The sequence below is a fragment of the Allobaculum stercoricanis DSM 13633 genome (assembly GCF_000384195.1).
GTDB classification, from domain to species: domain Bacteria; phylum Bacillota_I; class Bacilli_A; order Erysipelotrichales; family Erysipelotrichaceae; genus Allobaculum; species Allobaculum stercoricanis.
The window spans coordinates 618,814-642,614 of the sequence record NZ_KB913034.1 but is presented as its reverse complement, the minus strand read 5'-3'; the positions used below and the strand labels follow the sequence as shown (position 1 = coordinate 642,614).

Here is a 23,801-nt window from a genome sequence, read left to right as displayed (position 1 = left end):
AGTTCTTTGGCTAACTTAAGTCAAATAACTCAATATACATTGAATATGTTAAACACAAATATCTTAAGAATCAGGATCAAACAAAAATGTTTAATCCTGATTCAAGATATCTTGTCGAATAAAGGAAAGGATGAAAAACATGAATCGTAGCCATTACAATGGCACTTTACGTTTATCCAACCAAGGAGAAGCTGTTGAGCTCATCGGTTGGGTTTCCAAAAAACGTAACTTCGGGGCAATGAACTTCATCGACTTAAGAGACCGCACAGGAATTGTGCAACTCGTTTTTGATGAAAGCTTTAATGCCCAATTAAAAGACGTTCGTCAAGAATACCTTTTACACGTTAAAGGTCTCGTTGAAGAACGTAAGGACAAAAACCCACAACTTCCTACTGGCGAAATCGAAATCGTCGTCAAAGAATTTGAAATCGTCAATTCTTCAAAAGTAACACCAATCATCATTGCGGATGAAACAGATGCTTTAGAAGATACACGTATGAAATACCGCTACTTGGACTTACGTCGTCCAGTCATGCAGAAAAACTTAATCATGCGCTCCAAAATTGTGCAATCTTTGCGTGAATTCTTAGACCATCACGATTTTACAGAAATTGAAACACCTGTATTAGGTCGTTCCACACCAGAAGGGGCACGTGACTTCTTAGTTCCTAGCCGTGTTCACCCTGGAACTTTCTATGCCCTGCCTCAATCTCCACAGCTTTACAAACAGCTGTTAATGATTTCCGGTTTTGAACGTTACTACCAATTCGCTCGTTGCTTCCGTGACGAAGACTTACGTGCCGATCGTCAAACTGACTTTACGCAATTAGATATCGAAACATCGTTCTTAGATGAAAATCAGATTTTGTCCATGATGGAAGACATGCTCAAAAAACTGATGAAAGATGTCAAAGGTATTGATATTCCAACTCCATTCTTGAGAATGACTTGGAACGAAGCAATGGACAAATACGGATCTGACAAACCAGATAACCGCTTTGGCATGGAATTACAAGACTTCACAAACTTGTTTGAACATTCTGAATTCGTTCCTTTCAAGAACACAATTGAAAACAAAGGTGTAATTAAAGGCATCGTAGTTGAAGACTTTGCGCCTTCCAATAAAGAAATTAAAAACTTAACTTCTGATGCGCGTAAATATGGCGCTAACGGCTTAGTTGTCTTCAAATACAAAGATGGCGCTTTAAGTGGCTCTGCTGTTAAATCGTTAAGCCAAGAAGAATTAGATGCATTAGTTGCTGCTTCAAATGTTCAAGATGGTGGAGCAATCTTAATGATCAGCGATGCTTGGTTAAAAGCATGTAACGCTCTTGGTTCTTTACGTAACGATATCGCATCTTTAAAAGGACTCAAAAACAAAGACGAATTCTCCTTCTTATGGGTTGTTGACTTTCCAATGTTCGAATGGTCGGAAACAGAAAACCGTTGGGTTTCTCAACACCACCCATTCACAATGCCTAAACGCGAAGACATCCCATTACTGGATACAAACCCTGGCGAAGTCAAAACAAATGCTTATGACTGCGTTTTAAACGGTTATGAACTTGGTGGTGGATCTTTACGTATTTACGAACAAGATTTACAAGATAAAATCTTTGAAGTATTAGGCTTCACTCCAGAACAAACTCAAGAAAAATTCGGCTTCTTCATCGATGCCTTCCAATATGGAACACCTCCTCATGGTGGACTTGCCTTCGGTTTAGACCGTATCGCAATGATCCTTGCAGGTACTGATTCCATTCGTGACGTCATCGCATTCCCTAAAAATGCTTCTGCTCGTGACCCAATGTCTGAAGCACCAAATACAGTCGATGATGTGCAATTAGACGAATTAGAACTTGCTATTTGCATTGATGACAAACAAAGAGATATGTTAACAGCAATCCAAGCTGGAAACGTTCCTGTTCAACTTTCCAATGGCGAAACTATCCAAGTCTCCTTAGACGAAATCCGTCAATGGAAAGAAAGCCAAAACTAATTCAAATCTATCGATCAAAATAAAACCAACCAAATGTGATTGAATACCAATCGCATAGGTTGGTTTTTTTCTTAAAAAGATCCAATCCACTAGAGACAAGATTCAATGATTCATCGCGATTTCATTCGCTACTCTTTTTTGTTTTGATAAATCAAAATTTAGTCACAAAAAAGTTCCCTTTTCAAGACATCTATTGTGCCTTTTTAAAGGGAACTTCTCTTTTGTTATTAATTTAATTTCGATGAGCGTGAAAGAGCATTTGCAATATCTTCTGGATCCTTTTCATCAAGATCTTCCATTTGATCTAGCTCTTCAATGAGTTGTTCCATACTCAATCCATATCTTTTTGCAAGTTCTTCAAGAACATTGATCGAGTAGGAATGAATTTGTTGATCGCCTTGATCTAGATCTAGCATTGTTGTTGGATTAGAAAGGTAGGCTAAGATTTCTTCTTCAGTCATCCCACTCTTTTGCATCAAATATTCCATAAACTCATTTTCATCAAGATTAGAATAATCATTAAATGCATGCATCAATTCATCTTCACTCATGTTACACATCTTTGCGAATAATTCGACCGATTGAAACATTTGACTGCCTAGACGATTAGAAGCAAGGCGTTGAACGAGTTCTAATTCGCTCATATTTGCACTTTTTGCCAGTTCAGACATGATTTCTCCTCGTTCAAGGTTTGGATTGAATAAAATTCCCATCATGTCCTCAATCTCTATATTGCAATCTTTTGCAATTTGCTCGCATAAAAGTAGATTTTCTAGCCCTTCTATATCTTCATTTTCAATCATAAGTCGCTTAAAGAATTCAAATTCACTTAAACCACTTAGTTGAATCAGTATTGCATACAATTCATTATTGCTCAGATTCGGATTTTCATTTAAGACTTGGAAAATTTGATCTTCATCAATCTGGAAAATATTCGCAATTGACTTGATGAATTGTTCCTGGTTCACAGTATACTTCCCATTATATCTTGAATTAATCAGATCAACTTCCATCGTTTTTAAGTCTTCTAGAAACTCAATCATTCCTTGATCGAGTTGTGACAAAACAAATTCAAATGCGTCTCGATCTAATGAACTGCTGGATCGAAAACTCTTCTTATTGTTTTGATTGATCGTATTTACTGCCATAATTTATTTCTTTCCTGTTCAATTTGATTTTGACTTGAAGCATTTAAACACTTAATTGTGTCGATTTGGATCTGCTGCACCATTTTTTGCGTAACTATAATAGTTCTTCATAAATTCATCTTTATATTCTTCAAAACGACCATCGATAATCGCTTGGCGAATTTCTTCTGTCAAACGAATCGTAAAGCGCAAGTTATGGATGCTAGCAAGGTTGAAGTATTTTGCGCGATCATCAGGATTTTTACTTTTCAGTAAAGAGCGCAATTGATCTCTTGTCCAGCCCGCTTTACAAACTGGACAATCGCAATGCGGATCTAAAACTTCTTGGCTTCCTTCAAATTTTTTGATGTTGATATGACCATATTTTGTATAAATGCGACCATGGCGTGCTTCACGGGTTGGTGCAACACAATCAAATGTATCGGCCCCCATTTCCGCACCGATCAAAATATCATCTGGACGAGATAATCCCAATAAATGACGAGGTTTGTTTTCTGGAAGTTCTTCATTACACCAGCGTAAAATATTGCCCAAATCACTTTTGAGGAATGCTCCACCAAGTCCATAACCATCAAAGTCCATTTGACCTAGTTTTTTAGCAGTGGAACGACGTAAATCTTCCCAACGCCCACCTTGTAAAACACCATATAAAGATTGGCGATAACCTAAATCATCACGATGTTTTTTATGTTCATCTAAAGACACTTGGGCCCATCTTTCCGTGCGCGCTAAAGCTTCTTTGTTATATTCATATGTATCGGCTAAAGAAGTCAGTTCATCAAAAGCCATATGAATATCTGCTCCAATCCGGTTTTGAATATCCATTGATTCTTTTGGACCAATCATGTCATCTTGATCTGTATATGGATCATGGAATTGAATTCCCTCTTCTGTAACGATGGCAAGGCGATCTTTTTTCGGAGCATTGACCACTTCATTTTCACGTTCCATGGACACGACTTTACCAATCCCGCTTCCTAAAGACATGACTTGAAATCCACCAGAGTCTGTTAGTGTTGGTCCATTCCAACCTGACCATTTAGCCAATCCACCATCCTTGGCAATGTCATAAGATTTATTACGTAAGTGATACCCATTGGAGAGCATTGTTTGGGCGCAAATTGAATTCAAATCTTCCATCGACACAAAGCGCACTTCTCCATATGTTCCTACGCACATAAATGCTGGAGTTTTTATATCGCCATGTGGCGTATGAATCGTTCCCGCACGACCTAATTTTCCCGGGATTCGTGCTTCAATATCAAAACTTAATCCTTCTAATTGTTTTTCTTCCATGTAAAAACCTCTCTATATATACAATGCAAAGCTTCAATCTTATTTTTGCTTTGTCATAAATTGCTTTAAATTCGACTCTCTCTATCTTATCAAAACTGTGCAAAAAGTCTTATGGATTTCAAAAGAAAAAAATCAGAGTGTCCAACTAGGTTGGAGTGACTCTGATTTTCATTTAGGCATTTTGTTGAGCTGGTGTGTTTAACCATTTCTTTAAAACTTTTTCGATTGCAACTTCAATCGGAGATAAAATAAATTCAATGCCAAGTCCTAATACATACGCAAAGACTGCTTGTGCCAAGAATTCATTGAATGGCAATACACCAAAGAAGGCGATAAATTCGAACGTTGCGGAATCAAGAATATGAGCAAAAACACTGGATGCTAATGCTCTGGCAATAAAGCTTTTCGCAAAGTAAGAGTTGGATTGTTTCATTTTGACAAACAAGTAGTTGTTCAAAAAGCCTGATAATACAAATCCCGTTAAGCTACCAAAAATAATTCTTGGTGAAAAGCCGAAGATTGCCGCATATGCTTCTTGCATATCCCATCCCGGATAAGCTGGCAAAGCAATGACAATATAGAAAACGAGAACCGCGATCGCGTTAATTAAAAAGCCAGATAAAATGACGTTTTTCGCAACTCGTTTATCAAATAGTTCGATGGTGATATCCCCAAGAAGATAAGAAAGTGGGAACAGGACTAAACCACCATCCACGGCAATGCCTAATAAGTCCCAAAGTTTTACTGCGCTTAAATTGGAAATCAATAATGTTCCACTACTTAAAGCAGTAATCAAGATTAATAACTGAATTTTTTTAATATCATATTTCATGCGTTTTATTATAACGAAGTAAATTCTTCAAAGAAACAAATCCATTTATATTCCCTTTATACCGGTTTCATTTTTTCTTCTTGTTGATTAACTTAATATTTTTGCTTTTTTTCGCTCTTTAAATTCAATAATCAAAGTTCTTATGTAATATTCTCCTTAAAACTATCCATAAACAAACAACATGCGAAAAACATAAAATAGGTCTCCAGATCAAAATACAGACACTTGTAGGATCTTATTGGAAGTTGACGAGTCAAACAATTTCGTCTATAACAAATTCGACAGTATGGGCTGCAATTCTCGATTGAAATTACAAGAATTACTCATACAAACTCTTGGACCCTATCGAGATCTGTTAAACAATTTTTTGAAAATTTGTGGTCCTTTTGTTGAATCCAACAAAACAATTAGATAAAGGATATTTAAATATGACTCAACCTCTCAATGGCATCATTTTTGATTTTAATGGCACTCTGTTTCTCGATAATGATAAACACGTTAAAGCGTGGAGTAAAATTGCGCAAGAAATTCGAGGCAAAGCGATCACCGAAGAAGAACTACACACCCACATGAATGGGATGCCTAATAAAATGATCGTTCGCTATCTTAACGGTGGACAAGAAAATGCCAAATTAGAAGATCATTATTCCGTTTTAAAAGAACAATACTATCGCGATTTCTGTCGCCAAGATGTTGATAATTTCCACCTGATCATAGGTGCTGAAGCTTTATTTAACGAACTTCAAGCAAAACAAATTCCATTTACAATCGCCTCAGCATCCATCAAAGACAACATCGATTTCTTTGTTGAAAGCTTTCATTTAGATCAATGGATCAAACCTGAACATATCGTTTATGATGATGGAACTTACGAAAACAAAATTGCGATGATTCATAAAGCCGCTCACATTCTTGGCCTACCTGAAGAAAAGATCACGGTGATCGAAGATTCCAAATCGGGAATTTCTAGTGCGATTCAAGCTGGGATCAAAGATATTCGCTTACTTGATTCAGCGCATTTGGCTGACCAAGTCAAAGACATTCCTGAGATCCATCAAGTCGTCATGACGATGGATGAAATCAAACGCGAATTTTTTGCATAATAACATTTAATCTGCTTTTACTAGGCATCTTTTGGATGCCTTTTATTATCTCTTTGGAATGACAGTCCACAAAAATAAGTCTGTAAATTCAAATCACCAGATCTATTTTTTAAATTAAGTAACCCGAAAGTTATTGCGTCCAAAGTAATCCGAATATGATGGAATTCCTAATCATCAGACTCGAATGAAAGTTTTATCGTAATCCTGTTTGTTCTTGACATGCCCAGATTAAAATCCCTATAACATAACTACCGCATCTATAGAAATACGCTTCTATAACAACACATATATGATGTAATATATATAGCATTGTGAGAGTACCTTGATGACCTACGTGGCTCAAGGGCGTATTTTAGGAGGAACAGTGAAAACTGATCCTCCTTTGTTTTATTATTCAAATGTAAAAAAACTGAAATCTATCTCCTTTTTTGTTTCTTCTTCAAGGAGTACAAGTAGGTTCTATTCGAGCATACATATTTTTGGCTATATCGATTTATGCGAGAAGCATATTGCTTCTAACTCCTTCTAGAAAATCAGCTGTACAGTTTTCTCTTCTCAATGTTTCTAAGTGTCAAACCAGTGAACAAAAATGCTCTAAGAACACTTCACAAATCAGGCAAAATCTGATTCGTGAGATCCTTAGAGCATGAATCCCGAATATATAATTGTGAATGGAGATGTTTTATTTATCCAAGTAAGTCAGCAACGCGACGGCTAAATCCGATTGGATCTTCCAAGTTAAATCCAGCAATCAAGCAAGCTTGATCATAAAGGACTTGGCTAATTGCTTTAACTTTGTCTTTGTCACTTGTAAAGTTTGTCCGTAAAACAGCCCAGACTTTCGCATTTGGATTGATTTCTAAAATACGTTTAGCCTGCATTCCTGGAATTGGCTGTTCTTGATTATCTTGTTGAGCCATTCTATTGAAGAGTTTTTCCATTTCAAAGGACATTCCTTCTTCACCTGCCACTAACATGACTGGATCATCGACAAGACGAGAAGATAAACGAACTTCGCTAACTTGAGGTAAAGATTCTTTCATAAATTCTAATAAATCTTTATTTTCGTCATTTTGTTCTTTAAGCAGTTGTTTTTCTTCTTCACTATCCAGGTTTAAATCCCCTTGTGCTGCATTGACGAAATGATGTTCATCATATTGATCAATCGTTCTGAGCACGAATTCATCAATTTCATCGGTCAACAATAAGACAGGGATGTTTTTGGATTTTAATTTTGTGACAATTGGCAATTTAGAAATATCTGTTTCATCATTACCACTTGCATAGAAAATTTCTTTACGATCTTCTGGTAATAAGGCAACGAAGTCTTTTAAAGAAATCAAATCATCGCTTTCAGAATAATGGAACATTAATAAATCCTGCAGTTTGTCTTTGCTTGCGCCATAGGAGTTATAAACTTCAAATTTGAGATCCAAGCCAAATGCATTCCAGAATTTTGCATAAGATTCAGGATCTTTTTCCTTCATGGACTTCAATTCAGCAAGGACTTTCTTTTCAATACGGGAACGAATCAATTTTAATTGATGGTCATGTTGTAACATTTCACGAGAAATGTTCAAGGAAAGATCTTGCGAATCAACTAGACCTTTAACAAAGCGTAAGTAATCTGGAAGCAAACTTTCGCAATTGTTTTCGATCATTACAGAACGAGAGAATAACTGTAATCCTGGTTTATAGTAGCGTGAATAAAAGTTTTCAGGACGCTTTGATGGAATATACAATAAGGCATTAAATGATACGTTTCCTTCTACATTGAAGAAAATCGTGCTTAATGGTTTCGTGAAATCATTGAAGTGGCTTTGATAGTATTGATCAAATTCTTCTTGAGTAATTTCTGATTTTGGGCGTTTCCATAATGGAACCATTGAATTTAATGTTTTCAGTTCTTTAATTGTTTCATATTGAACAGGTTCATCTTTTTGTTCACCAACTTGTTCAATCGGTTGTTGTCTTTCCACTTCCATTTGGATTGGATATCGAATGTAGTCTGAGTATTTTTTAATTAAATCTTGGATTTGCCAAGTATTCAGGTATTCGGAATACTTTTCGTTTTCATCATCATCTTTGAGCGTCAAGATGATCGTTGTTCCATGGCCTTCATAATCAGTTGGTTCAATGGTATAACCCGCTTTTCCATCGGAATGCCATTGATAAGCTTGTTCTTCATCGACACGTCTAGTCAAAACTGTGACTTCTTTTGCAACCATAAATGCGGAATAGAATCCAACACCGAATTGACCGATAATATCGACTTCATTTTGATTTTCTTGATCTTTATTGTCTTCTTTTTGTTTTTTCAATTGTTCTTTAAAGGCAAGAGATCCAGATTTTGCGATCGTTCCTAAGTTTTCTTCTAATTCTTGTTCGCTCATACCAATCCCATTATCACGGATGGTTAATGTGCGTTTGTCCAAATCAGGTTCAATCGTAATGGCAAGATCACTTGGAGCGATTTGATGTTCTAAAGCATAGAGATGATATTTATCTAGCGCATCAGAAGCGTTGGAGATTAACTCACGTAAGAAAATTTCTTTATGTGTATAAATGGAATTGACCATTAAATCTAAAAGGCGTTCAGATTCCGCCTGAAACTGTTTTTGTTCAGCCATAATTCCTCCTTGTGCTAAATTAGCACTCTACTCATTCGATTGCTAACATCATAGTTCTAAGCCTTATGACTTGCAAGTTGAACACACAAATTTTTCTGTCTTTTAGTTTGATCGCACTATAGAAATAGAAAAGCGATCCTATTGAAGGATCGCCTATTCCATTCGATTGAATTGATTTAAAAGTATGCTGGAATTGTAATTACTCAGCTTCTGTTTCTTCTTTTGCTGCTTCTTCAGTTGGCGCCATAAACGCTTTTGGATCTGTTAAAAATTTGTGTAAAAGCGCATAGTCTGGGTGAGTTTCATCAATTTTGAGTTCACAAGCCATTTGGATTTCCCCTGCATCATTTAAAGAATAGGAGATAGAAGCAATTTCTTCTGGTTGGTCAGCTTGCGTACGGTTGAAGATGATCACTTGTTTATTGACGATATGACGACTAGTAGAGATTTGTGCTAAAGAACCAACAATCATACCCATGTCGGAGAAATAGCATAATTCTTTATTTCCGCCTTCAATCATCTGAACGCTATAACGACCTAAAGAACCAACTTCGCTTTGACCTGCTAAAATCATTGCTTCAAATTCATTGCAGAATGTTAAGAACGCAACACCTTCGTAGCAGAACGTATTCGATTCTTCATCGATTCCAGCATAGGATTGAACTAAAACAACATCTTTTGCTTTAGATTTCTTTTTCCCATTTGTTTTTGCGACACGAACAATATTCAATGCAACATCTTCTTTTACAGAAGAAGGATTAGCTTCCATTTCTTCTAAAAGATTTTTTAAATGATGAACAGCATCACCTAAAGTAATATATTGAGAACCTTCAACTGGTGCTAAATCTTGCCCATTTTCAATTGCACCGAGGCGGATTTCATAAAATTTCATAATGATAAAACCTCACATTCATTTTTGATTTTGTTTTTAAATCAATACATTTTGATTTGCCATCTAAAATTAAATCATGGACAAAAATTTTTTGCAATGAAATCATCTCTAAACCCCAATACTCAAGGCAAGATTGTCATATGTTAGGAACCTAAAAAATTTCTCTTTGCTATTTTTTTGAAAACGTTTGCACAGCGTTTACGGTTTTAACAATTCTTTTGTTTTTTTCTATGTTTTTTTATTCCCTTTGACAAAACCATGCAAATTAATTGTAAAACGTGTAAACTCATGAAAACACAGTTTCATTCTAACTTAGAATCAGTGTTATAAGTGTTATACTAATACGCAGTTGAAATTGAAAACAAATACCTGTTTTACAATATCTAGAAAGTGAGTCCACTATGTCTATTCATATTAATCACCAACTTCCAGATCCAGAACTTCTAAAAAAAGAAATTCCAATGTCCGAACACGCACAAATGATCAAAAAGAAACGTGATCAAGAAATTCGTGATATTTTCGAAGGGAAAGATGATCGTTTTATTTTAATTGTCGGTCCTTGTTCTGCGGATTGTGAAGAAAGCGTTGTGGAATATTGCCATAAACTTGCCCAACTTAATGAAGTCGTTAAAGACCGTTTAATGATTATCCCTCGCGTTTATACCAATAAACCAAGGACAACAGGTGATGGTTATAAAGGCATGTTGCACCAACCAGATCCCAATAGCGAACCTGATTTATTAGAAGGATTAAGATCAATTCGAAAAATGCATTTACGCGTTTTAAAAGAAACTGGTCTTTCCACTGCTGATGAAATGTTATATCCAGAAAATCGCTCTTTTTTAGATGATTTACTTTCCTATGAAGCCGTCGGCGCTCGTTCCGTTGAAAACCAACAACACCGCTTAGTCGCATCTGGACTTGATATTCCTGTCGGAATGAAAAACCCAACTTCGGGCGATTTTTCCGTCATGATGAATTCTGTTACTGCTGCGCAACATCCTCATCGTTTTATCTACCGCCAAAATGATGTCAATACCGATGGCAATCCCCTTGCCCACGTTATTTTACGCGGTGGAGTAGACAAATACGGTAAAACAATCCCTAATTATCACTATGAGGATCTTAGAATTGTCTATGACCTCTATCAAAAAGCAGGATTGAAAAATCCAGCAGTCATCGTTGATGCAAATCACTCCAACTCCAACAAACAATACAAAGAACAAATTCGTATTTGTATGGATGTTATGCATAACCGCAAATATCATCCGGAAATTCGCAATCTTGTTAAAGGCTTAATGATTGAATCCTATTTAAAAGAAGGCCGCCAAGATATTTGCGAAAACTATGAAAAAGGAATTTCTATTACTGATCCTTGTCTAGGATGGGAAGATACTAAAAAACTTATTTTAGATATCTACGCAAAATGCACAGAAATTCAAGAACTATAAACCTACAAAACACCCGCAAATTCCACTTCAGAATCTTGCGGGTGTTTTCCTCTTCACTTTCGTTTTGATCGGTCTGTTTGATGATTAATGAATCATTACATCATCCTGTGCTGGATAAGCTTGGCGTAATGCTTCAGTGATTCTTTTCCAATCCTCTTCACTTTCTGGAGCAGTTTTCTTTTTCCATTCGCCAAAATAAGGAACAAAACCCATTCTACTTGCTTGAGCAATCAGTTCTAAATCAGATTCAAATAACCGAATATAAAGCGGATATTTGGAAGGAATTTCATCATAAGCAAGTGCCATGCGCGTCATTAAAGCCGTAAAGAGATCCGCTCTTAACGCATCGCTTTGGCCCTCAAATACGATAGCTGGGCGATTCATGCCAAAATCATCTGCTTCTTGCCAATACGCTGTAGCAATTAAACTGCCCTCGAGAGAAATGGAAAAGTGAGCAGAATCTTGATTCAAAACCCAATTTTCAGCAAGTTTAGAAGCTGTATATACCGTTTTTCGTGGCAAAACCATCAACACTTCATTATTTATATTTTGATCGTTCATAATCTGTCCCTCTCGCTTTGTAAAATCTGTTTTCTCAACTTTAAAGTTTAATGATCTTGTGCATCTTCTGTCAATTCACCAAAGATCGTCAAATTCTTTTGCTATAAAATCATTTAGTGAATTTGTTTAAGTTTAATGACAAATTCGACTGTTGCATTTTATAATACAGACATTTCAATTCATGATTATGAAATTCACGAAAGGATTTAATTATGGCTCTTTCTTTACTTGAACAAAACGTTCATGACTTTTATATGAACAAACATTATAGTTGTTCCGAAACGCTTTTACTGGCATGTAACAAAACATTTCAACTCCATCTCCCTGATGGCTCAATGAAATTACTTTCCGGTTTTAGTGGTGGTATGTATACTGGAAACTTATGTGGCGCTTTATCCGGATGTACTGCTGCTCTTTCTGCTATGTTAGTTCAGACATGTGCGCACGAAACAAAAATTCTTCCCCAAGCTGAACGCCTACTTGTTTCAAACTTTCGCAAACAGCTTGGCCATACGCAATGCCCACAGATTAAAATGGTTCACCATAGCCCTGAAACTCGCTGTTTAAATACTTGTCTACTTGCCGCTAAAGCAATGAATCAAACAGTACTCGATTTAATCAATGACGGCTTATATGAACCACAATTTGATCTTTCACTTCTTCAAGATCAGCAACCAAGCTTATTTTAGCCTCTATCTATTAAAAAACGTGCATAACATCGGCGTTATGCACGTTTTTGTTCTTTATCCATTTGGCTTAATGAATCTCTTTAATCTTCATATTCATCTTCGTATTGATCTTCATAATACTGCGCATCTTGTGGAGACTGTTGTAAAGCTTGATATTGTTCGTTGTTTTCAGACAAACGAACACGAGCAGCAAGTAAAGATGTTTGTTTTCTTGCTTTTGACAACATTCGAGCATAGACCATGAAGATATACAGAGCAATCGCAAATAGTACTGCACTTGCGATCATCACGACTAGATAGCCTTTGAAGAAATACTGTAAAGCGATTGAAACAGCAGAACAGATCATGACGAACACTAACAACAATAGGGTTGAACGACATGAAGAAGCCAGTTTGCTGAAGTAACGGTATTTCTCTTCTTCATTCGGAATATCAAAAGGTAAATCGCCCTCTTTTTGAAGATGACGCAAAATATACCAACCAGCATCACGTTTATGACGACTTGGCGTTTGATCGACACGATCCCATCCTTGCGCTTCTAACATTTGCCAATATGATTCATCTGGTTCATTCGCAAAGTAGAGCACTTTATATAAGTAGTTACGTGGTTTTTTCTTCACAAAGAAATAACGGTTTCCTTCTTTACGAGTAAAGTGGAACCCTTGGGCCGATTCATTTGCTAAATACTCTTCGATCTTTTTATAGTCACTTGTAAAGAAGTGCTTTTTATCTGTGTATTCATCGTATGCGTAATCGTCCACTAAACTTGCATCTGGATCGATGACTTCACTGCGATTCTTTTTATTTCTACGCCCTCTTCTAGTTTCTAAGCGATCGATGTCTTGCATAGAATCATCTTTTAAAGTTTCGAGTTGTTCTTCTTGTTGTTCTTCGATTTCTTGTTGTGCAGGGGCATCAAAATTGTTTTCTTGTTTTGTGATGAATACAGAACTAGATTGAGCTGCTTTTTCACTTTCAAACGCTTCGTTGACCATACGTGAATCAAATGTTTGTGTTGTATTTGGTTCCATCAAATCAATATTTTCAATTGCTTGTTGATTTTGTTGGTAACGAGAAGAATTTAAAATTTCTGCAAACGTACGTGGTTTACGTTGTGGTTCAACTTCTTTCGTTTCTTCAAGTACTGGTGGTTCAATAAACGATTTTTGATCTTCATCTGCATGTTCAATCGTCGTTTTTTCTGCTTGATGAACAAAGATCGGTTCTTGTACAGTTAAAGATTCTTGTACAAAGCTAGGTTCTAGATCTTCTTCAACTTCAGACGCTTGTTCTTCAACCGGCTGACTTTGCGTCGATTGTTTTTGAACAGTAACTTGTCCGGCTAAAAGTTCATCTAAAGTAATTTCTCTTTCGATCACACCATCATCTAAATCTTCTTGTGGCTCGATCTGATCTAAAGCAGTCTGGTCCACGGAAACAATCGGTTTTGTCGCTTCACTTTGAGGTTGTTCAACAATTGGATTTTCTTTCTGTTCTCTAACTGCTGCATTTTTATTTCGACGACTCAGTTTACCAAACAAACTGCGTGAAGTTTTTTGTTCTTCTGAGACTGTTTTTGCTTCCTGGATTGCAGACTGAACGTCGAAAGAATCGAACTGTGGTTCGTTAATATGTAATGCCTGGACTCTCGAATCATTAAGCAGATCTTTAAAAATCGCTTCATCTGAATCGCTAATTGGATTAGTCTTTGAATCTTCAGCCATGATAATCCTCCTAATCGGTTCAATAACCTTAATTGAGCTCTATTTATTGTAAATACTTATTGATTATGCGTCAAATTCACTTGTGAAAGATCCGTTTTCAAACACGATGATTTTCGTGCCATCTGGTTGATATCCTTCAATCAATAAATCATCAGCACCAACCATAAAGTCGACATGAATTTGCGCTTGGTTTAACCCATGCTCTTCTTGTTGTTCTTCATCCCAATTTTCAGATCCTGGCACACATTCAGCATAAGATTGGCCTAACGCAAAATGACATGCTGCATTTTCATCAAATAAAGTATTGTAGAAAATACGATTTGCCATGCGGATTGGGGAACTTTTATCTACCAAGGCAATTTCGCCTAAGTAATCGGCATTTTTACAACTTTTCAACATTGCTTCTAAAACGTCTTTACCTTTTTTAGCATGGAAATCGACGACTTTACCCTCTTTAAATGTAAAGCCAAACTCATCAATGATTTGGCCGTTATAGTTTAATGGCATCATTGCTTCAAGCTGACCATTAACCCCTGTTTTTAAAGGCACAGAGAACAATTCTTCGGTTGGAATATTACAGAAAATTTCCAAGCCGTTTTGAAGCGTTGTTGAACCCCCTACAAAAATGGCATGTTCCGGTAAATCGATCCATAAATCGGTTCCATTTTTCGATAAATAGTGGAACCGTACGAGTCCTAACGCATTTAATTTATTCATTCTAGCCTTTAACATTTGACCATGTTGATTCCAATTGTCTTTAGGATCTCTATCATCAATACGACTAATCGTAAAAATATCAGCCCATAATGCATCAATGGCTTGTTCTTTAGTAAGATCTGGATACACTTTCTTTGCCCAGCCTGCGCTTGGTGCGGCAATGATTGACCAAGAAAGTAAACCCGTATCGAGCCCTTTTCTAAAGTTTGGAGATAATTTGTTTAATCGTAAATTTCGATCCACGATCACTTTAGGATCGACATCTTCAAATGCATTAGGATCTTCGCCAACAATGGATAAAAATGCAGCCCCTTTGGCCGCTGCTTCTTCATATTGTTTAGCAAGCGTTTCAATACGCTGATCTAATAAAGCTTTATTTTCTGGTTGGAATAACATGCGTTCTTCATTGGCATCTCGAATATCCAATGTTACTTTGGGACAACCTAATTTTTTAGCTTCTAGAATACAAAGGTCGATCAACATTTGATGTTGAGGATCCGCACACGCTCGAATATTTAATGGTTGATTCGGTTGGAGATTTACCCCCTTAACAATCGCAAGATGGGCAAGTTTTTCTAAGTATTGTACATTCATCATGAATTTCCTTTCTCGATTCGATCTACAAAAGATCCAATCTGATGTTTCTAGCACTGAGATGAAAGATCAAAAGGACCATCCTTTATTATGAATGATCCTTTTATTCTTTAAAAATTCAACTTTCAAGATGACTAAACTTAATTATATTCCATACATCGTCTGTCGGCTATGTATTTCGCTCATTTGCTTTATTTTAGGCAAAAAATGAATTATTCATCGATCATTCTGCTTTTGAACGCCCGTTTTGTTGCGGATGATCTTCTCGATAGCGACGCACAAAATCCGGTTGTTTGGGCCTTGCACATCCACTCGCACATGAACCACAATTGCCATTACATTTTTCTTTGCGCGATGCACGAATCGCAATGATCGATAAAACCAAAACGATCAAAAGGATGATGATATCTACTAGATTCATATAGCTTCTCCAACTAGTTTTGATCGAGACAAAACATTCTCATTCATATCGCAATTAATTGCTCACTATTTTAAGTCATCAAGTTAGTTGAAGCAAACATTTTACTCAAAAGCCAAAAAGAGAAATTTTGTTCGTCTCTATTTATGATCAACTTCTCATTTTGATCTTTATTCTTTCTGCAAAAAAATTGGAACTTTCCGTTTTTTACATAATCCCATTTAACTTAATTGGATAAATGTTTATTACAAAAAATTCTCTCTGTATGCTTATACTTGGATACGATGTCGAAATCTCTAACTCTACATTTCCGATTTTCTTTATTAGTTTGTTGTGTGGTTCCCCTAACACAATATATCGACACAGGCAATACTCCAACATTCCATTCTCTGGTACTAACGGGGAGGTTTTAAAAGGCTTTTCAATATCAATTCCCATTAGCTCTTTTTCATTTCTAATTTTCCATTTGCTTTATTTATGTGAAATATGAGAAAAGCTCTAACAGCTTTCTGCCCGAACTTTCTCGCTCTATCGTAACTCAATACCTTTTTTATGACTTCCACTGCCTGTGCCTTAACAGCGTTCATCAGGCACTTATTCCATCTGGGAGTTATAACAAACTTCTTTTTAGTCCTTTTTTGAAAATCAAAACAGCTTTATCTGTTCCCCAAAAAGACATGGTTTTAATCTGATAGCTATCTAGTTCCATTTCTTGTACTTTTTCATTCATTTTTTCTGTTAGATTCTCAATAGTAATTTCTTCAATCAAAATAGTTTAGTGTATTACTACACCTCCATAAATTCAGACTTGGTGTTTTTGTCAATTGAAAATTGGTCCATTTGCGTAATTGAAATCTGATCCACTTAAGGGAGAAGAATACTGCTCTTTCAAGAGCAGTCCCTTCTCCTTAACACCCCTAGGGGTGTCGCGTTTTTTTAAATTTATTTCTCTGATTTTTCTTCAACCCATTTCTTCGTTTCTTTCAGCCTATAGCTCTGACCAGTCATATTGATCATGTGAGCCTTATAAGCAAGTCTATCTATCATCGCTGCTGTCAATACTTCGTCCCTGAAGATCTCTTTCCATCGATTGAGCTCCAGGTTACTGGTGACAACGATGGATTTCTTGCCATTTCGGCTTGAAATCAAATTAAATAGTATTTCTCCTGATTTCTGATCGAATGAGCAATAACCTAGTTCGTCTAGTATAACAAGATCAAAACTTTCAAAACGTTTCTTATAGCGAAGAATTTGGTTCTGGCTCATTGCTTCTCGGATCTCAATCAAAAGATCAGATACACCAATAAATAGAACGCTCATGTTGTTCAAGCAGGCTTCTACACCTAGACAGATTGATAACGCACTTTTTCCTGTCCCTGGATTCCCAATAAGTATCACGTTTTCTCCTTTTTGGATAAACTCTAAAGTCGATAACTCTTTTACTTTCTGCTGAATCTCAATTCTTAGATGTTCCGTCTGAAAATCTTCGAGTGTCATTCGATTGGGAAAATGCGCTAACTGCAGCCGTTTTTGGATACAGTTCTCATTCCGACTCATCGTCTCCCCCTTAAGAATCTCTTCTAGGAATTCTGCATAATCTGGTTTATTTTCTCTTGCATCCGCAATGAGATCTCTGTAGTTATTCCGAATAAAGGGCAGGCGAAGTCTTTTGGCATATACTTCTATCATCATTTTCATACTCACTTTCTAGGCAAACAGTGCCTGGTATCCCTGCAATTGATCAGCTAGGGGCTCGTAAACTGGTTGAGGGTAAGGCGCTTGGCAAGCTTCCATTTTGAGCAATTCTTTCAGTTGATCTAAAGGAAGATTCTTATTCCGAGTGAGTATAGCTATGAATTCTCTCGGTTTTTCGCTAAAATAGTTGTCGTAAATAGTTTTAAGTTCTGGTTCAGCTTTGAGGGCGGCGCTGTTTCTCAATGCTCCAGGCTTTTTTCTCAGCGTGCTTAGATAGTGTCGTATATCGAAGCACGTTTTTTGTTTTCCATCATTGATTCTTCTATGTTCAGCAACTTGACTATGTTCGTAATAGACCTTAACTGTTTCTGTATAAATTTTCACTCTGACTTCTTTGCCGACGAGATGATCAGGAACCGAATACTGATTTCCATCTACGCTGATCAAAGAAAAATTGTTGACTGTTCGGTCAACAATTTTTGCGGATTCGTAATCTGGAAGAATAGGGATAAGAAATAACTGTTCTTCCTTCCATTTTGTGTCCTTATTCAGATCGACAAGGCATTTTTTAAGCCACATTCTTGCTTCTTCTAAACTGTCAAACTGATATTTCAAGGCAAAGCTTTTATTTCTAACAACTTCTACTGACCGTTCAACCGATCCTTTCTCGTTTCCAGAAAATGCGTTGGTCACATTGACCAGAAAGCCATAGTAATGGGCAAAACGGATCAATTCTGGATTGATTTCTTTTTCAGTTTTACCGATGAATTTTGAGATGACGTTTCTCATATTGTCGAAAACGCCTTCTTTAAAGCATCCTCCAACTTCATGAAAGAAGCGGATCATTGATTCGAAAAATACCTGACTTTTTTGATTTTCGTATAAGTAAGCAGCTCTATATCCTGACCAAGGAGAAGTCATAACCGCCAAGTAAAATGTTTTTTTCTGACCGTTAATCATCAACTTCACTTCGCCAAAGTCGTATTCAAATCTATCTCCTGGTTCATATCGTTGGCTGATGAAGCATTCTTTGTGTCGGTTTTTCTTTTCTTTGATCTTTTTTGTGATCGTCGATAATCCAACATCGAATCCAGCGTCTTTGATTAATTCCCAGATCTGCATGCATGTTAGATGTTGTTTATGAGAAGTCCCCAATAAACGTGTTTTTTCCTCTTCGTTTTCAAGAATTTGATCCAGTAAAGCATCTACTTCTGGAGTGTACTTTCTTGGGCGCCGTGTTGAAGTGTTGTAAGAAGGAGGAACAAGACACTCCTCGATCAATACCTGACTGTTTTCCCAGGTTGGATTATCCACAAGAGAAGCTCTGTTCTCTTTGAATTTACGATAATACTTTTCTCCAGTTGTTCTCGATATAGCACACAGCTCAGCAGCTTTTCTAGATGAAATTCCGCTTTCTCGTAAATCTATATATTCAAAAATCTTCATAATTGAAAGCACCTTTCTTGTCCTCCTTTACGGAGAAACATTACAAGCAAGGTGGTACAGATTTCAAATCCGATCAGCACTTTTTTGGCCCATTTTTAAAATACGAAAAACACTTGGTTTATCCTTTAGGATTTGAACTTCTTCTTATTTTTTCTATGTCTTCTTTATCAATCCATTCTTCAGTAAAACCACAATTACAACATATATATCGATTAACTTTAACAGACGAAAATGCTCCAGTTATTATATTATTTCCCCCTCCATATGCTCTATTTGAACCGTTCACTCGGATAATGTCATTGCTGTTACATTTCGGGCAACAATTAGTATTTTTCATATTGACACCTCTTTTACAAAAACTAAATTTATTAATTCTCTTTGTCTAGCAAACTGGGATTTTGTAGTTCAATCGTAAACAGATAAGAAAGCAAGTCTTCTTTAGTAAGGGGTTCGCAATGACTTAAGATACAATATCTACAATCTATTGATTGAATAGTTTGAATCAGCGAACATAATTTATCTTTATCCATATATCCGTTATTGAAGAAATCTTCACTTGTAGAATCTCCCAAGAACAATACTTTTTCTTCTGGAACATAAATGCAAGTGGTATCGTCAGAATGTGGTGAAACTGCATGAAAAATTTGTGCAGTAATTCCCCCTAAATCCAAAGTCATTTTATCGGCAAAAGTAATATCAGATAATACAATACTCAATTTATCCTGCCCGCTGTATTCTTTTTCAAAATGCACATCATCTTTTTTCATCAATTCAATATAATTGATATCCCTTGCTCTGACTTGTTGTTCTTTAAGAAAATCATTTGTTTTTTCGTGAGCAATGCTTACTCCATTGATTGCATGCATGCCAAAAGTATGATCATAATGCCAATGCGTTATAACTGTAAAATTCGGCTTATCAAACTTTTCTGCTTCGATTGCTTTGTAAAAATCATGAACATGATTTGCAGAATATCCAGCATCAATGGCTAAAGAATATTTATCACCTTTAACATATCCTAACATTGGTCTATCGACTTCAGGATTATATTCTAAGTAATAAATATGGTTTGTTAATTTATTTAATTCCATTTTTTATCCCACCTTTCAGGTAACAATTCTTTTAATGTAACCGCCATTTTGTAATCGATTGCAACCATAGTATTTTTGTTTTCAAAATTCAACTGTGAAATCAATTCTCTACATCTCCCACAAGGAGGTAGAACACTACCATCTTCATATACAGCTACAATTTTTTTATTTGAGTTTCTCCATGTTTCAACATATCAGCTATAGCTGCTTGCTCTGCACAAATACCTATTGAACAAGGCACATCAATACAAATGCCTGTATACACAGCACCATTGGCTGTTCCTAAAGCACAAGCAACATGACCGGCTTCTCCATTTTTCTTTAGATTAATATGATTGATTGTATTTTTTGCAATATTATATAAATTATCCATACTAAAACTCTCCGATTCTAAATCGTAGAGATCTTTTCTAGATCACTATATTATTTTATGTTATCTGTATTTTTAATTAACTCATAACTAATTAATTTTATCGCTTTTCGTTCATAATCTGACTTATTTGTCTTAAATAAGAAAAAAGCTTTCAAGATCTCCCTTTAAAAGAGAGACGATGAAAGCTTTTGACTATTTTTGATGAATTGAAGTTCTGATTGATCTACAAACTAGAATAAACCAGTGATTTTGCCGTTCACATCGATGTCCATATTCAATGCACTTGGTACTTTTGGTAAACCTGGCATTGTTAAGACTTTACCTGTTAATGCAACGATAAATCCAGCTCCTAAAGATGGGCGTAATTCACGAACAGTGATTGTAAATCCTTTTGGTGCACCCATAACTTTTGGATCATCGGACAAAGACATCTGTGTTTTTGCCATACAGATTGGAGTTTTATCCCAACCAAATTTATTGAATAAAGCAATTTGTTCTTTTGCTTCTTCTGTGAACTCAACGCCATCAGCACCATAAACTCTACGAGCAATTGTTTCAATTTTATGTTCGATTGTATCGTTTGTATCATATAAAGGCGCATAGTTGTTTTCTTGATCGCAAAGTTCAACAACTTTTTGAGCAAGGTCAATTGCTCCTTCTCCACCTTTTGCCCAAACTTGGGATAAGGAGAGTAGGTGTCCATTTTCTTGGCACCAGTTTTCTAATGCAGCAATTTCAGCATCTGTATCGTTGATAAATTGGTTGATTGCCACGATGTAAGGTAAACCGAATTGTTTAACTGTATCGATATGTTTAGCCAAGTTTGCACAACCATCTAATAATGCTTGTACGTTTTCTTGACCAAGATCTTCATAAGCAACGCCACCATGTTGTTTTAATGCACGGATTGTTGCCACGATAACAACTGCATTTGGATGTAATTTTGCCATGCGGCATTTAATGTCTAAGAATTTTTCAGCCCCTAAATCGGCACCGAATCCAGCTTCTGTAATGACATAGTCAGCCATTTTTAAAGCAGTTTTTGTAGCAATAACGGAGTTGCATCCATGTGCGATGTTCGCGAATGGTCCACCGTGGATAAATACAGGGTTATGTTCAAGAGTTTGAACTAAGTTTGGTTTAATGGCATCTTTCATCACCATTGCCATTGCCCCTTCACAACCTAAATCATGAACATATACTGGATTATTGTCATAAGTCCAGCCTACGAGCATATTTCCAAAGCGTTTTTTCAGATCCATTAAATCATCTGCTAAGCAAAGAGAAGCCATGATTTCAGAAGCAACAGTGATGTTGAATCCATCTGTACGTTCAATTCCGTTGACTTTGGATCCTTGTCCAATTTCGATTTGACGTAAAGTACGGTCATTCATATCTAAGCAACGTTTGAATGTGATACGGTTTGGATCTAAATTCAATTCATTGCCTTGATACATGTGGTTATCGATAATGGCACAAAGTAAGTTGTTTGCGGTTGTGATCGCATGCATGTCCCCTGTGAAGTGTAAGTTAATATCTTCCATTGGAACAACTTGCGCATAACCACCACCAGTTGCTCCCCCTTTAAGACCGAATACTGGCCCTAAAGAAGGTTCACGTAAAGCGATTAAAGTGTTTTTATTGATTTTATTTAAAGCATCAGCCAATCCAACTGTTGTTGTGGATTTTCCTTCTCCGGCTTTAGTTGGGTTGATGGCTGTGACTAAAATCAGCTTTCCATCTTCTTTCCCTTCTAAATTTAAAGAGTGGATATCGACTTTTGCTTTTGTTTTCCCATAAGGTTCAACAGCTTCTAAAGGAATATTTGCTTTGGCAGCGATGTTTTCAATCGGTTCAAGGACGCATTCCTGCGCAATTTCTAAATCAGTTTTAGGCATTTTTTAAATCCTTTCTACCAATATCATGACGATAGAACAATTTATCGCATTTTACTTTTTCAACTTCTGCATAAGTATGAGCCATCGCTTCTTCTAACTGGTCTGCCAAAGAAACGACCATTAAAACACGACCCCCATTTGTGAGTAGTGTATCGTCTTCCATTTTTGTACCCATGTGATAAACAAGACCATCAACATCTTCAACACCTGTGATTGGCGCATTTTTAGTTGAGCTTGCTGGGTAACCAGTAGAAGCGAGAACTACACCATGACTTGTTTTAGATGTCCAAGTCAGTTCTGGTGTTTTGTCTTCCATAACATCGAGAATATTTTGCACGAAGTCACTTGTTAAACGACATAAAATAACTTCTGCTTCTGGATCTCCAAAACGGCAGTTGAATTCGATAACTTCAATTCCACGTTTTGTGACCATCAGTCCACCATAAAGGAAACCAGTGAATGGGCAGCCTTCTTCACAAAGTGCTTTAGCCATTGGTTTCATAATGGATTCCATAGCTGTATCCACTAAATCTTGAGTGATCGCACGAACTGGAGAATAAGATCCCATTCCGCCTGTGTTTGGTCCGGTGTCCCCATCCCCAACACGTTTGTGGTCTTGGGCACATTCTAATGGATAAACATTTTCACCATGCACTAAGGCGATTAAAGAGAATTCAAATCCTTCTAAATATTCTTCAATCACAACACTGTTGCCTTCGATTTCAAAAGCGATATTTAATGCTTCCAGAGCCATATCTAAATCAGTTGCAACAGTTACCCCTTTACCTGCTTTCAATCCATTTTCTTTGATAACGATTGGCGCACCTTTTTCAAGGACAAACGCTTTTGCGTCTTCAAAGTTATCAAATGTTTGATAATCAGCTGTTGGGATATTGTATTTTTTCATTAAACCTTTAGCAAAATCTTTAGATGCTTCTACTTGAGCTGCTGCTTTTGTAGGGCCAAAGATTTTTAAGCCGCGGCTTTCAAATGCATCAACAATTCCGTCTGCCAGCGCATTTTCTGGTCCAACGATTGTTAAATCGATTCCTTCATTTTGGGCAAATTCAGCTAATTCATCGATTTTAGAATCATCGATATTTACAAGTTTGCCAATTTTAGCCATACCAGGATTTCCTGGTGCGCAATATAATTGATCGCAAAGTTTGGACTGACTTGCTGCTAAAGCAAGTGCGTGTTCGCGTCCTCCTTTACCAATAACTAGAATTTTCATCTGTCTCGAA

General features: G+C 36.5%; 20 protein-coding genes. 4 read left to right on the top strand and 16 right to left on the bottom strand.

Features of this window, described 5'->3' with window-relative positions; genetic code table 11:
• Nucleotides 1–139: 139 nt before the first annotated feature.
• Nucleotides 140–1,999, top strand: a complete 1,860-nt coding sequence (aspS, locus tag ALLST_RS0103050; protein WP_019892583.1) for an aspartate--tRNA ligase — start codon at nucleotides 140–142, stop codon at nucleotides 1,997–1,999.
• A gap of 227 nt (nucleotides 2,000–2,226) precedes the next feature.
• On the opposite strand, the gene ALLST_RS0103045 is transcribed toward aspS, so the two are convergent.
• The 3 genes from ALLST_RS0103045 to ALLST_RS0103035 form a co-directional block, all read right to left on the bottom strand.
• Nucleotides 2,227–3,147: a hypothetical protein gene (locus ALLST_RS0103045; RefSeq protein ID WP_019892582.1), complete on the bottom strand. Its 921-nt coding sequence runs from the start codon at nucleotides 3,145–3,147 to the stop codon at nucleotides 2,227–2,229.
• Between the two features lie 51 nt (nucleotides 3,148–3,198).
• A complete protein-coding gene (tgt, locus tag ALLST_RS0103040) occupies nucleotides 3,199–4,443 on the bottom strand; it encodes a tRNA guanosine(34) transglycosylase Tgt (protein WP_019892581.1) in 1,245 nt (414 codons plus the stop codon).
• A 172-nt stretch (nucleotides 4,444–4,615) separates the two neighbouring features.
• Nucleotides 4,616–5,275: a queuosine precursor transporter gene (locus tag ALLST_RS0103035; protein ID WP_019892579.1), complete on the bottom strand. Its 660-nt coding sequence runs from the start codon at nucleotides 5,273–5,275 to the stop codon at nucleotides 4,616–4,618.
• A 428-nt stretch (nucleotides 5,276–5,703) separates the two neighbouring features.
• Here ALLST_RS0103035 and ALLST_RS0103030 point away from each other — a divergent pair, with 428 nt between their 5' ends.
• The gene (locus tag ALLST_RS0103030) at nucleotides 5,704–6,378 is read left to right on the top strand and encodes an HAD family hydrolase (RefSeq protein ID WP_019892578.1); all 675 of its coding nucleotides are present in this window, start codon (nucleotides 5,704–5,706) and stop codon (nucleotides 6,376–6,378) included.
• Between the two features lie 686 nt (nucleotides 6,379–7,064).
• Here the strand turns inward: ALLST_RS0103030 and htpG are convergent.
• Nucleotides 7,065–9,008 (bottom strand): molecular chaperone HtpG, encoded by a 1,944-nt coding sequence (gene htpG / locus ALLST_RS0103025; protein ID WP_019892577.1) that lies wholly within the window; start codon nucleotides 9,006–9,008, stop codon nucleotides 7,065–7,067.
• Nucleotides 9,009–9,207: 199 nt separating this feature from the next.
• Nucleotides 9,208–9,900, bottom strand: a complete 693-nt coding sequence (locus ALLST_RS0103020; RefSeq protein ID WP_019892575.1) for a hypothetical protein — start codon at nucleotides 9,898–9,900, stop codon at nucleotides 9,208–9,210.
• A 401-nt stretch (nucleotides 9,901–10,301) separates the two neighbouring features.
• Between ALLST_RS0103020 and ALLST_RS0103010 the strand changes: the two genes are divergently transcribed.
• Entirely contained in the window at nucleotides 10,302–11,351 is a 1,050-nt protein-coding gene (locus tag ALLST_RS0103010; RefSeq protein WP_019892573.1) for a 3-deoxy-7-phosphoheptulonate synthase, read from the top strand.
• Nucleotides 11,352–11,435: 84 nt separating this feature from the next.
• Here ALLST_RS0103010 and ALLST_RS10970 read toward each other — a convergent pair whose 3' ends face one another.
• Nucleotides 11,436–11,912 (bottom strand): hypothetical protein, encoded by a 477-nt coding sequence (locus ALLST_RS10970; RefSeq protein WP_019892572.1) that lies wholly within the window; start codon nucleotides 11,910–11,912, stop codon nucleotides 11,436–11,438.
• A gap of 212 nt (nucleotides 11,913–12,124) precedes the next feature.
• Here ALLST_RS10970 and ALLST_RS09895 point away from each other — a divergent pair, with 212 nt between their 5' ends.
• Entirely contained in the window at nucleotides 12,125–12,601 is a 477-nt protein-coding gene (locus ALLST_RS09895; RefSeq protein WP_019892571.1) for a C-GCAxxG-C-C family (seleno)protein, read from the top strand.
• Nucleotides 12,602–12,681: 80 nt separating this feature from the next.
• Here ALLST_RS09895 and ALLST_RS0102995 read toward each other — a convergent pair whose 3' ends face one another.
• The 10 genes from ALLST_RS0102995 to purD all read right to left on the bottom strand — a co-directional run bounded on the left by ALLST_RS0102995 (nucleotide 12,682) and on the right by purD (nucleotide 23,791).
• Nucleotides 12,682–14,325 carry a DUF2812 domain-containing protein gene (locus ALLST_RS0102995; protein ID WP_019892570.1) on the bottom strand — a complete coding sequence of 548 codons (1,644 nt, stop codon included), beginning with the start codon at nucleotides 14,323–14,325 and terminating at the stop codon, nucleotides 12,682–12,684.
• Between the two features lie 63 nt (nucleotides 14,326–14,388).
• Entirely contained in the window at nucleotides 14,389–15,639 is a 1,251-nt protein-coding gene (locus tag ALLST_RS0102990; protein ID WP_019892569.1) for an aminopeptidase, read from the bottom strand.
• 220 nt (nucleotides 15,640–15,859) lie between these two features.
• Nucleotides 15,860–16,057 carry a FeoB-associated Cys-rich membrane protein gene (locus ALLST_RS09890; protein ID WP_019892568.1) on the bottom strand — a complete coding sequence of 66 codons (198 nt, stop codon included), beginning with the start codon at nucleotides 16,055–16,057 and terminating at the stop codon, nucleotides 15,860–15,862.
• A gap of 939 nt (nucleotides 16,058–16,996) precedes the next feature.
• Entirely contained in the window at nucleotides 16,997–17,752 is a 756-nt protein-coding gene (istB, locus tag ALLST_RS0102965) for an IS21-like element helper ATPase IstB (RefSeq protein ID WP_019892562.1), read from the bottom strand.
• A gap of 9 nt (nucleotides 17,753–17,761) precedes the next feature.
• Nucleotides 17,762–19,195 carry an IS21 family transposase gene (gene istA / locus ALLST_RS09880; RefSeq protein WP_019892561.1) on the bottom strand — a complete coding sequence of 478 codons (1,434 nt, stop codon included), beginning with the start codon at nucleotides 19,193–19,195 and terminating at the stop codon, nucleotides 17,762–17,764.
• A gap of 118 nt (nucleotides 19,196–19,313) precedes the next feature.
• Nucleotides 19,314–19,532, bottom strand: coding sequence for a hypothetical protein (locus ALLST_RS0102955; RefSeq protein ID WP_019892560.1), 219 nt, complete (start codon nucleotides 19,530–19,532; stop codon nucleotides 19,314–19,316).
• Nucleotides 19,533–19,563: 31 nt separating this feature from the next.
• A complete protein-coding gene (locus ALLST_RS0102950) occupies nucleotides 19,564–20,286 on the bottom strand; it encodes an MBL fold metallo-hydrolase (RefSeq protein WP_019892559.1) in 723 nt (240 codons plus the stop codon).
• A 154-nt stretch (nucleotides 20,287–20,440) separates the two neighbouring features.
• On the bottom strand, nucleotides 20,441–20,659 hold the full coding sequence (locus ALLST_RS11650) for a cytidine deaminase (protein ID WP_019892558.1): 219 nt from the start codon (nucleotides 20,657–20,659) through the stop codon (nucleotides 20,441–20,443).
• Between the two features lie 230 nt (nucleotides 20,660–20,889).
• Nucleotides 20,890–22,557 (bottom strand): formate--tetrahydrofolate ligase, encoded by a 1,668-nt coding sequence (locus tag ALLST_RS0102940; RefSeq protein ID WP_019892557.1) that lies wholly within the window; start codon nucleotides 22,555–22,557, stop codon nucleotides 20,890–20,892.
• Nucleotides 22,550–23,791 carry a phosphoribosylamine--glycine ligase gene (purD, locus tag ALLST_RS0102935; RefSeq protein ID WP_019892556.1) on the bottom strand — a complete coding sequence of 414 codons (1,242 nt, stop codon included), beginning with the start codon at nucleotides 23,789–23,791 and terminating at the stop codon, nucleotides 22,550–22,552. Before purD ends, ALLST_RS0102940 begins: the two co-directional genes overlap by 8 nt.
• Nucleotides 23,792–23,801 lie beyond the last annotated feature (10 nt).